Genomic DNA, 9,850 nt, shown 5'->3' with positions numbered 1-9,850 from the left:
GAGGGGCGACTGACCTTCGCGGAGTACGACGAGCGGGTCGGAGCCGCCTACGCCGCCCGGACCCGCGCGGACTTCACCCCCCTGACGATCGATCTGCCGAACCAGCCGAACCTGTTCGCCGCAGTGGTTGAGCCGGCTCAACCGACTCGGCCGACTCAGCCGGCCGATCTGGCCGCTTCCGGCAGCGCCACGGCCAGCGCGGTCGGACCCGACCGCGCGCTGGACCCGACCCGGCGGGGACCGGCCGAGGTGGACTGGACGGTCGCCGTGATGAGCGGCAACGAGCGCGGCGGGCGGTGGCGCCCGAGCCGGCACACCCGTGCCGTCGCGGTGATGGGCGGCATCGAGCTGGACCTGCGGGAGGTCGCCTTCCCCACGGAGGCACTGATGATCACGGCGGTCGCGGTGATGGGCGGCATCGAGATCATCGTTCCGGAGGGGGTGGAGGTCGAGGTGACCGGCGTATCGGTCATGGGCGGCCGCACCGTCAAGGTGGCCGACACGCCGCGCCGATCGGGAGCGCCCGTCGTACGCATCCGGGCGGTAGCGGTGATGGGCGGCGTGGAGGTTCGCAGCAAGCCGCCGCGGGCGGCCACGGGATCGGTGCACAAGAGCCTCGACCCGGGTCGAGGCAACGGGCTCGGCCGCGACCGACCCGGAACGTCCGGATGAGTCGCCCGTTTCGTCAGGTCGACGTCTTCACCACCACGCCCTACCAGGGCAATCCCGTGGCGGTGGTCCTGGACGGAACGGGACTCGACGACGACGCGATGCGGCGGTTCGCCCGCTGGACGAACCTGTCGGAGACCACCTTCGTCCTGCCGCCGACGTCGCCGACGGCCGACTACCGGGTCCGGATCTTCACCCCGTCGACCGAGCTGCCGTTCGCCGGGCATCCCACGCTCGGCACCTGCCATGCCTGGCTCGGCGAGCGGCCGGCGTCGGCTCGACCGACCCAGATCGTCCAGGAGTGCGGGGTGGGGCTCGTGCCCCTGCGGCGGACGGCGGATGGCCTCGCCTTCGCGGCGCCGCCGCTGCGACGCTCCGGGCCGGTCGAGGGGGCACTCGTCGCGCGGATCAGCGCCATGCTCGGCATCGCCGCCGACGACATGGTCGCGGCGGAATGGGTGGATAACGGCCCTGGCTGGGTCGCCGTCCTGCTCGAGAACGCCGAGTCGGTCCTGGCGCTGCGACCGCGCGGCGTCGATCTGCCGCTCGGTGTCGTCGGGCCGTGGCCGCCGGGCTCGGCGACGGCGTTCGAGGTGCGGGCATTCGTGCCGGCGGGCGACGCCACGGTGGAGGATCCGGTGACGGGCAGCCTGAACGCATCGCTCGCGCAGTGGCTGCTGCGCACCGGCCGCGCGAGCGCGCCCTACACGGCCAGCCAGGGCTCGGTGCTGCACCGGGCCGGCCGGATCCACATCTCGACGGACGCCGACGGCACAGTCTGGGTCGCCGGCGCAACGGTCACCTGCTTGTCAGGCACCGCCGAGCTGTAACCGCCGAGGGGTGATCGTCGGCCCCGCACGCCACGGCTCGCCCGCCGTCGCAGGCGCGCCGGTCAGTTCTCGACCCAGCCGTACTTCTCGGCGATCCGGATCAGCTCGCTCCTGATCCTGATGATCTGCGCCCCGGTGAGGGTGGGCTCGACACGCAGCAGCGTCTCGGTCACCTCCTGCGTGAGTTCACCGACCGGGAGGACGTCGCAAAGACCGTCGGAATCGTCGGCATGCGCAGCTACCCGCGGCACGGCGGGAGAAACCGAGGGACCGGAGCTGACGATACGCGCCGCGCTGGCCTTGAGGCCACGCTCACCCTCCTCAACGTCGAACTCCATGAAGGTTCCGGGAACGATAAGATTCTTCTCCACAAGAAGATCGTTTGCGTGCAGAAAAATATCGTCACCGCCGTCACTGGGGGCAATGAAGCCGTAGCCCCGCACGTGATCAAACCGAAGGACCTTACCTGTACTCACGACTCACCTCAACAGCACCAGAAAGACCATCATCTCGACCATGATGCCCCCGTCCGCCCAACCGCCACCCGGCGGACCTGGGTACCAGGCCGCCAATCATACCCGCTTCGGCACCATGCGGACCCCGACCCACCGAGTCCATCCCGCCAACCTGCGCATAGCGGCCGCCGGCGCGAGTGGCACGGCACGAGGTTCCTCGCCGATCCGGCGGCGTATTCTTCGCCGCCACGACCACTTCCTCAAGAAACAACCACAAGGCCAAGAATGATGCGAACACATGTTCGACATCGCCGGCCGGCCTGGTTATGCTTGCCGCTATCACCACGCCGCCGGCACGCCAGATCCGTTATCGAGAGGTGGTCAGTGCATGCGTTTCCCCATCTCGTCCCTCCGGGCCATTTCCCGGTTGGCGTGCCTCGCGGTGCGGAACCGGAGCGGCGGTGTCGCCTCAGCAGATACGCGGGAGCTCCGAGCCGATCGGCAGGTCGATCACGCGGGTTCCACCGAGCCCGGTCCTGGCGACCACCATTCCCGCATTGTCCTCGGTGACGGTACCGATCGCGGCGGCGTCCCGGCCGTCCGGATGCGCCCGCATCACCGCCAGCACCCGATCGGCGTCCGCCGCCGGCACCACGGCCACGAGTCTCCCCTCGTTGGCGATGGCGAACGGGTCGAGCCCGAGGATGCTGCAGGCATCCGCGACCGCAGGCGCCACGGGGACGGCCCGCTCGGTGACTGCGATTCCCAGCCGCGCGCCTCGCGCGATCTCGTTGAGGGTCGCGGCCAGGCCGCCGCGAGTGGGGTCGCGCAGCGTGTGGATGTCCGCGCCGGTGTCGAGCATGGCGGCGACGAGGCCGTTCAGCGGCGCGGTATCGCTGCGGACCTCCGTCGAGAACTCCAGTCCCTCGCGACAGCTGAGGACGGCGATCCCATGCGCCCCGATCTCGCCGCTCACGAGGACGACGTCTTTCGGGCTGGCCCGTCCCGGGCTGATGTCAACGCCGTCGGGAAGCAGCCCGAGGCCGGTCGTGTTGACGTAGACCCGGTCACCGTGGCCGGCGTCGACGACCTTCGTGTCCCCGGTGACAAGCCGGACCCCGGCCACCCGGGCCGCCGCGCCGAGGGCCTCGGCGACCCTGCCGAGCTCGGCGAGCTCGGTGCCCTCCTCCAGGATGAAGGCGGTCGCCAGGTAGCACGGTGTCGCACCCACCATGGCCAGGTCGTTCACGGTTCCGTTGACCGCGAGGTCACCGATGCAGCCACCGGGGAAGAACAGGGGGCGCACGACGAAGGAGTCGGTGGTGAAGGCCACCCGCGCGCCGCCGAGCGCGACGACGGCGGCGTCCCCCACGGCGTCCCCCAGCTCGGTCGCGGCGGCCGGGTCCTGGAATGCCGGCAGGAACAGGTGCTCGACGAGCTCCGCGGACATCGCGCCGCCGCCGCCGTGTCCCATGACGATGGTGGGGGAATCCGCCAGCGGGGCGGGACAGGTCCAGGCTGCGAGGTCAGGCACGGGCCACCTCCCGCGCGGGTTGGGCGCCGGCCTGGGCCGTCGCGTTCGGCTGGTCGAGCCGCCGGCAGAGGTAGTAGGCCGCGCACGCCCCCTCGGCGGACACCATCGTGGCACCGAGCGGCGTCCGTGGCGTGCAGCGGTGCCCGAAGGCGGCGCACTCATGCGGCTTGATCAGGCCCTGCAGCACCTCGCCCGAGCGGCATACCGAGGACTCCGCCGTATGGATGTCGCCGACGGCGAAACGCGTCTCGGCGTCGAACTCCCGGTAGGCATCCGACAGCCGCCAGGCGCTGTTCGATATCACCCCGATGCCGCGCCAGGCCCGGTCGGTCACCGTGAAGACATCCCGCAGCATCGCGATGGCCGCCGGGTTCCCGGCCGCCGGCACGGCCCCCGTGGGTAGGCGTTGTCCAGCTCGTGGCGGCCCGACTCCAGTTGCATCACGGTCCGCCGGATGCCCTCGAGGAGGTCGAGTGGCTCGAATCCGGTGACAACGATCGGCACCCGGTACCGACGGGCGAGGTCCGGGTACTGCCCGGTGCCCATCGCGCTGCACACATGTCCGGCGGCGAGGAACGCCTGGACACGGCAGCTGGGCGATTCCATGATCGCGGCAATTGCCGGCGGGACCAGGACATGCGAGACGAGCAGCGAGAAGTTGCGCACCCCGCATCGCCGCGCCTGGTAGACGGTCATCGCATTGGCCGGCGCCGTCGTCTCGAACCCGATCCCGAAGAACACCACCTGCCGGTCCGGGTTCTGTCGGGCGATCGCCAGAGCGTCCAGCGGCGAGTACACCACCCGCACGTCGGCGCCTGTGCTCTTCACCCGGAACAGGTCCCGGCCGCTGCCGGGAACCCGCAGCATGTCGCCGAACGAGCAGAAGATGACCCCCGGTCGGGAGGCGATCTCAAGAGCACGATCGATGATCTCCAGCGGGGTGACGCAGACGGGGCAGCCGGGGCCGTGGATCATCTCGACGCCCGCAGGCAGCAACTGATCGATCCCGTGCCGGATGAGCGAATGAGTCTGCCCGCCGCAGACCTCCATGATCGACCATGGCCTGGTCGTCACCGCATGAATCTGTTCCAACAGCCGACCGGCCAGCTCGGGGTCGCTGAACTCTTCGAGATATTTCACCGGTTCACCCCCTCCGTCCGGGCATCGCGGGCCGACGGGCCCGGCCCACCGTCGAATTCCTCGGCGAGCAGCCCCATCCGGGCGATGGTGGCCAGCGTCTCGAGCGCGGACTGCTCGTCGAGCCGCTGGATCGCGAACCCGACGTGGACGATCATGTACTCGCCGACCCTGGTGTCCAGCAGGTACTGCAGGCAGACGTCCTTGCCCCCCCCGAAATCCACCTCGGCCATCGGGATGCCGTCCCGTTCCCCGATGGCGACGACCCGTCCCGGAACCGCGAGACACACCGCTGTTCACCCCCTCGCTCGCCGGCGCAGCGGGCAGCCCCACCGCCGGATCGGATTCGACATGTCAGCCGCTTCCCGGCACCCGCGCACCGACCGCGAGCTGTCCCAGCGCGATGCCGCCGTCGTTCGGCGGCACCCGCCGATGCCGCAGGACCGTGAAGCCGTCTGCGCGCAGCGCCCGCGCGACCCCTGTCGCGAGCAGCACGTTCTGGAACACCCCGCCGGTCAGCGCCACGACGTGAAGTCCCCGCTCGGACCTGGCCCGCCGGGCCAGGTCGACGACGAGGGCCACCACCGCGCCGTGCAGGCCGGCGCTGCTCGCCTCGACAGCAAGCCCGCGCCGGGTGTCCCGCACGAGCCCGCGGATGACCGGCGCCGCATCGGCGACCAGCGGTCCGCCCGGCACCGGTCGGTCGACGGCGAAGGCGTACCGGTTGCGCCAGGCGTCGGGGCCGTCGGGGCAGCGGCGGGCGCGGGCCTCCAGCTCGATCGCCGCCTGGGCCTCGAAGTCGACCCGGTGGCGGATACCGAGCAGGGCGCTCACCGCGTCGAACAGTCGTCCCATGCTGGTGGTCGGCACGCAGGCCAGCCCGGTGGCGATGGGCCAGGGCTCGCCGCTCCGCCGGGGGGCAGGCCGCCACGGGCGGCAGGTCGCCATCCCAGCCGACGCTGGCGGCCCACAGGTGCGCGAGGGCCATCCGGTACGGGCGGCGCACGGCGGCGTCCCCGCCGGGCAGCGGGACGTAGGCGAGGTGCGCGAAGCGCTCGAAGCCGCGGTAGTCGGCGATCAGCACCTCGCCGCCCCACACCGTCCCGTCGGCGCCGTAGCCGGTGCCGTCGAAGGCGAATCCCACGACGGGACGGTCCCCGGCCAGACCGTGCTCCGCCATCACCGCCGCCACGTGCGCGTGATGATGTTGCACCGGGTGCACGGGTCGCCCGGCCGCGTGCCGCCGAGCCCATCGGCGGGAACGGTAGCCCGGGTGGGCGTCGGCGACGAACGCGGCGGGGCGGATGCCGGTGAGCCGCTCGAGGTGATGTTCGGCGGCGGTGAAGGTCCGCAGCGTGTCGGCGTCGTCCATGTCCCCGATGTGACCGCTGAGCCAGGCGGAGCGGTCGACGCCCAGCGCGCAGGTGTTCTTCAGGTCGGCGCCCACCGCCAGCGTCGGCGCCACGGCGAACGGCAGCGGCACCGGCAGGGGGGCGAATCCCCGGGAGCGGCGGACCGGCAGCAGGTCACCCTCGACGACCCGGACGACCGAATCGTCGCAGGGCACGTGGATCGGTCGGTCATGACGCAGCCAGCCGTCGGCGAGAGGTTCGAGCCGGCGGCGGGCGTCGGCGTCGTCGGCGGCGATGGGTTCGCCACCGACATTGCCCGACGTCATCACCAGCGGCCCCGGCGATCCCCCGGCCGCCGCCACCGCGGCGAGCAGCAGGTGGTGCACCGGGGTGTAGGGTAGCAGCAGAGCGAGGTCGGGGCTGTTCGGCGCGACCGCGGCGGCGAGCACGGGCCGGCCGTCGTCGCGCCGGTCGACCAGGACGATCGGGCGGGCGGGCCCGGTCAGCAGCGCCGCCTCCCGCTGGTCGAGGCGGGCGAGGCGCCGGGCGGCGGTGAGGTCGGCGACCATGACGGCGAACGGCTTGTCCCCGCGCCGCTTGCGGTGGCGCAGCGTGGCCACGGCGGCCTGGTCCGTGGCGAGGCAGGCCAGGTGGTAGCCGCCGAGGCCCTTCACCGCGAGGACGCCCCCGCCCGTCAGCAGCCGGGCCGCGGTGGCCAGGGCATCGTCGCCGCCGACCGTCTCCCCCGTCGCCGGGACGAATTCCAGGCGGGGCCCGCAATCCGGGCAGGCGATCGGCTGCGCGTGGAAGCGTCGGTTCCGCGGGTCGCGGTACTCCCGCTCGCACGCGGCGCACAGGGGGAAACCGGCCATCGTCGTCGCCGGCCGGTCGTAGGGCAGGCCGGCGATGATCGTGAATCGCGGGCCGCAGTTGGTGCAGGTGATGAACGGGTGGCGGTAGCGGCGATCAGCCGAGTCGGTGAGTTCACGCAGGCAGTCCGGGCAGGTCGCAACGTCCGGGGACACCATCGTGCGCGGGGCGTTTCCCACCCGGGAACGGGCGATCGTGAACGCCGCATCGCCGCGGGGCGCCAGGTCCGCCGCCGTGACCCGCTCGATCACGGCCAGCGGCGGGGCGTCGGCGGTCAGCCGCCGGACGAACTCCGCCACCGCGCCGGGCGCGCCCTCGACCTCGACGATCACGCCGTCGCCGTCGTTGCACACCCAGCCGGCGAGGGCCAGGTCGGTCGCGGCCGCGTGGACGAACGGACGGAAGCCGACGCCCTGGACGAGGCCACGCACGGTCAGACGACATCAGCGCCGCCCGCCGAAGCGCGCCGGGGAACGTCCGGTGGCCGGCGCCGGCGCTGGCGCCGATGCGGGCCGGGTTGGGCTGCCCACCATCACAGCCGCTTGATGCGCAGGTACCGGACCATGGACGGGTACTCCCGCCACATCATGCCGGCCAGGCCGGCACCGGCGGCGACCAGGAGCTTCTTACGGCTGCTCATCGATTCCCTCCTCGGAACGGTTCTCGGCCGGGCGGTGCGGTCCGCCATGCGGCGGTCAACCCGGCGACAGGTTGGGCATGCTCGGCGAGATCGGATTGCGGTCACCCGGCCGGATGCCGGTCGAGCGGCGGGCATCGGCGGTGCCGTCGAGGTGGTGGCCCGGTTCCATCTCGTAGGAACCGAGGGCGTTGCCCTCCCGGACCCCTTTGACATGCGCGGTCGCATCCGGGCGGACGCCGGGTTCGCCGACGCGGATCGGTGCCATGGCGCCTTCCCCTCCTGGTCAGTCGTCAGTCAGTCAGCCGCCGCGCCCCAGCGGGGAGCCACGGCGGGAGCGGTCGGGCAGCGCGGCGAAGAAGTCGTCGACCGCGGGCCAGACGCGAATGCCCCCCGACAACCCCGTCCACTCGCGTCGGACGACCGCGACGAGTCGGTAACAGTCGTCGATCGGGACGATCCAGAACTCCCGGCGGTTGCGTGCGGTGTTCGCCAACAGCGCCTCGACCCGGGGGGTCAGGCCGGCCAGCACCGGAGCCCTGGCTACGAGCCGCCGCCAGGCCACGGGTTCCAGGTCCCAGTGGGTCGCGCCCATCGGGCTCGGGTAGCGGGCGCGTACCTCGCCGTCGTCGCCGGGGACGATGAACGCCAACCCGACCGGGATACCCAGCGCTCGGGGATCGGACCCGTCCCGGTCCAGGTCGACCACGCGCAGTCGCCGCTGTGGGATGAGCCGGTAATGGCCGCGCGCGGCGGCGTCCCGGTCGAACAGCAGCGCACAGGCCCGGCACAGGCACAGCACCGAATCGCGCGACTCGTCGAGCAGATGCCGGTGATCGTTCGGCACGCCGGCGGCGCACAGATCGCACCGCTCACCGTCCTGCCCGGCCCGGATGGCACCGGCCCGCACCACCCGGTCCAAGGCGCCGCCGGGGCCGGCCGCGGGACGCAACTCGGTCGTCACGGCCGCACGCTCCCGGCGAGCGGCGGGTTGAGCACCGCGTCGAGGGGGACGAAGGCGGTCCGGTGGGCGCCGCCCGAGACGGCCTGGCGCCGGACGTCCGACAGTTCGGGCGCGACCCCCAGCACGGCCTCGCGCACCGCGTCCAGGACCTCCCCCGCCGCCGAGCCGCACCCCCCAGGGTCAGGCTGACCTCCGCCACGCCCCGCTCGATGCCGACCAGCTCGAGCTCGCCGCCCCGGTCACGGATCGCCGGTCGCAGCCGCTCGATCGCCCGGGTCACCCGCTGGCCCATCGGCTCGGGGTGCACGTCGTGCAGGACGAGCAGGTGTCCGATCAGTTCGTCGGCGGTCAGCGCGGCGGTCATGTCGGCGGCGCCGGCGGCGTATCCGGCCACCCGCGCGAGTGCCTCGCCGTACACCGACGCGAGCGTGGCCACCGCGTCCAGAGCCAGTTCGCCGCTCGGCCCCGGGATCCGCTCCACCTGGGCAAGCGCCTCGTCAAGCGCCTCGTCGAGGTGGGTCAACCGTTCCCGCACCGCACGGTCGTCGAGGCGATGCCCGCCCTCGACGACCGGATCAGCCATGACTCGCCCCGAACATCGGCGAATGCACGGTGCGCAGCGTGCGGCCGCCGCCCAGGTACATGTGGACCCCGCAGGGCAGGCAGGGATCGAAGCTGCGCACCGCACGCATCACGTCGACGCCCTTGAACGACTCCGGGCCGTTCTCCTCGAAGATCGGCATGTTCTGGACCGCGTCCTCGTAGGGGCCCGGCGTGCCTAACGAGTCCCGTGGGCTGCCGTTCCACGGCGTCGGCGGGTACGGATGATAGTTGGCGATCTTCCCGTCCCGCACGACCATGTGATGGGACAGGACCCCGCGCACCGCCTCGTGGAAGCCGCAGCCGATCGTCTCGTCCGGCACCTCGAAGTCGGTGAGGGTCCGGGTGTCGCCGGAGCGCACCCGCGTCATCGCCCGTTCCAGGAAGTGCAGTGCCATTCCCGCCGCGTAGACGACGAAGTACACCCGGGCCCGGTCCCGTTCGATCGCGTTCGACCAGGCGGGCGGGGACCACTTCAGGTCCATGGCGGGCAGGGTGCGGCTGCGGGGCAGCGAGATCTTCACCGCGCCGTCGCGCGCGGTCACGTACGGCGTGTCGACCAGGCCCGCGAGCGCCGTGACGTAGAGGCGAGCGAACGAGCCGCCGCCGGTGTCGAGCGCCAGATGGTCGCCGCTGCCCTCGTCGAACCAGCGCGGGCTCATCACCCAGCTGTACTTCTCGCCGAAGTCCCGCTTCTGCGGATCCGGGAAGGTCGTCTGGTTCCACGGGTGACGCATGTCGACGGGGTGTAACTGGTCAGGTATTTGTTTGATCTTGGGTTAGCTGGTTGCGGGCATCCAGG

The 9,850-nt window shown here is 72.1% G+C and carries 10 protein-coding genes and 2 pseudogenes; 2 read left to right on the top strand and 10 right to left on the bottom strand.

Annotated features, from left to right (window positions below; all coding sequences use genetic code 11):
- Both G6R25_RS17825 and G6R25_RS17820 read left to right on the top strand, forming a co-directional pair.
- Positions 1-672 (top strand): DUF1707 SHOCT-like domain-containing protein (locus tag G6R25_RS17825; RefSeq protein WP_163553888.1); only part of this gene is annotated, 672 nt, incomplete at its 5' end.
- Positions 669-1,499 carry a PhzF family phenazine biosynthesis protein gene (locus G6R25_RS17820; RefSeq protein WP_163553887.1) on the top strand — a complete coding sequence of 277 codons (831 nt, stop codon included), beginning with the start codon at positions 669-671 and terminating at the stop codon, positions 1,497-1,499. The genes G6R25_RS17825 and G6R25_RS17820, both read left to right, overlap by 4 nt.
- A gap of 62 nt (positions 1,500-1,561) precedes the next feature.
- Here the strand turns inward: G6R25_RS17820 and G6R25_RS17815 are convergent, their stop codons facing one another.
- The 10 genes and pseudogenes from G6R25_RS17815 to G6R25_RS17775 all read right to left on the bottom strand — a co-directional run bounded on the left by G6R25_RS17815 (position 1,562) and on the right by G6R25_RS17775 (position 9,785).
- Positions 1,562-1,975 carry a cold-shock protein gene (locus G6R25_RS17815; RefSeq protein ID WP_163553886.1) on the bottom strand — a complete coding sequence of 138 codons (414 nt, stop codon included), beginning with the start codon at positions 1,973-1,975 and terminating at the stop codon, positions 1,562-1,564.
- Positions 1,976-2,423: 448 nt separating this feature from the next.
- Complete coding sequence (hypE, locus tag G6R25_RS17810) at positions 2,424-3,428, bottom strand: hydrogenase expression/formation protein HypE (protein WP_235948910.1); 1,005 nt, start codon at positions 3,426-3,428, stop codon at positions 2,424-2,426.
- A gap of 52 nt (positions 3,429-3,480) precedes the next feature.
- Positions 3,481-4,628, bottom strand: a pseudogene (gene hypD, locus G6R25_RS17805) (hydrogenase formation protein HypD).
- On the bottom strand, positions 4,625-4,858 hold the full coding sequence (locus G6R25_RS17800; protein ID WP_336501715.1) for a HypC/HybG/HupF family hydrogenase formation chaperone: 234 nt from the start codon (positions 4,856-4,858) through the stop codon (positions 4,625-4,627). Before G6R25_RS17800 ends, hypD begins: the two are co-directional and overlap by 4 nt.
- A gap of 121 nt (positions 4,859-4,979) precedes the next feature.
- On the bottom strand, positions 4,980-5,480 hold the full coding sequence (locus tag G6R25_RS31810) for a Kae1-like domain-containing protein (protein WP_473246912.1): 501 nt from the start codon (positions 5,478-5,480) through the stop codon (positions 4,980-4,982).
- A 115-nt stretch (positions 5,481-5,595) separates the two neighbouring features.
- Positions 5,596-7,278, bottom strand: a pseudogene (gene hypF / locus G6R25_RS17795) (carbamoyltransferase HypF); the annotation flags it as partial.
- Between the two features lie 264 nt (positions 7,279-7,542).
- The gene (locus G6R25_RS17790; RefSeq protein ID WP_163553883.1) at positions 7,543-7,752 is read right to left on the bottom strand and encodes a hypothetical protein; all 210 of its coding nucleotides are present in this window, start codon (positions 7,750-7,752) and stop codon (positions 7,543-7,545) included.
- A 33-nt stretch (positions 7,753-7,785) separates the two neighbouring features.
- Complete coding sequence (locus G6R25_RS17785) at positions 7,786-8,394, bottom strand: DUF5947 family protein (protein WP_235948908.1); 609 nt, start codon at positions 8,392-8,394, stop codon at positions 7,786-7,788.
- A complete protein-coding gene (locus G6R25_RS17780; protein ID WP_235948906.1) occupies positions 8,357-9,031 on the bottom strand; it encodes a NifU family protein in 675 nt (224 codons plus the stop codon). The genes G6R25_RS17785 and G6R25_RS17780 overlap by 38 nt, the downstream gene beginning before the upstream one ends.
- On the bottom strand, positions 9,024-9,785 hold the full coding sequence (locus G6R25_RS17775) for a nickel-dependent hydrogenase large subunit (protein ID WP_235948904.1): 762 nt from the start codon (positions 9,783-9,785) through the stop codon (positions 9,024-9,026). The genes G6R25_RS17780 and G6R25_RS17775 overlap by 8 nt, the downstream gene beginning before the upstream one ends.
- Between the last annotated feature and the right edge of the window lie 65 nt (positions 9,786-9,850).

This window comes from Candidatus Frankia alpina, assembly GCF_902806485.1.
Taxonomy (GTDB): domain Bacteria; phylum Actinomycetota; class Actinomycetes; order Frankiales; family Frankiaceae; genus Frankia; species Frankia alpina.
This window is presented reverse-complemented; position numbering and strand designations above follow the sequence as displayed.

What these genes read in the sequence shown, in the direction of transcription:
- G6R25_RS17775 (WP_235948904.1), bottom strand. Translation starts at nt 9,785, where the DNA reads ATGCGTCACCCGTGGAACCAGACGACCTTCCCGGATCCGCAGAAGCGG.
- G6R25_RS31810 (WP_473246912.1), bottom strand. Translation starts at nt 5,480, where the DNA reads ATGGGACGACTGTTCGACGCGGTGAGCGCCCTGCTCGGTATCCGCCAC.
- G6R25_RS17800 (WP_336501715.1), bottom strand. Translation starts at nt 4,858, where the DNA reads ATGGCCGAGGTGGATTTCGGGGGGGGCAAGGACGTCTGCCTGCAGTAC.
- hypE (WP_235948910.1), bottom strand. Translation starts at nt 3,428, where the DNA reads ATGGGACACGGCGGCGGCGGCGCGATGTCCGCGGAGCTCGTCGAGCAC.
- G6R25_RS17780 (WP_235948906.1), bottom strand. Translation starts at nt 9,031, where the DNA reads ATGGCTGATCCGGTCGTCGAGGGCGGGCATCGCCTCGACGACCGTGCG.
- G6R25_RS17790 (WP_163553883.1), bottom strand. Translation starts at nt 7,752, where the DNA reads ATGGCACCGATCCGCGTCGGCGAACCCGGCGTCCGCCCGGATGCGACC.
- G6R25_RS17820 (WP_163553887.1), top strand. Translation starts at nt 669, where the DNA reads ATGAGTCGCCCGTTTCGTCAGGTCGACGTCTTCACCACCACGCCCTAC.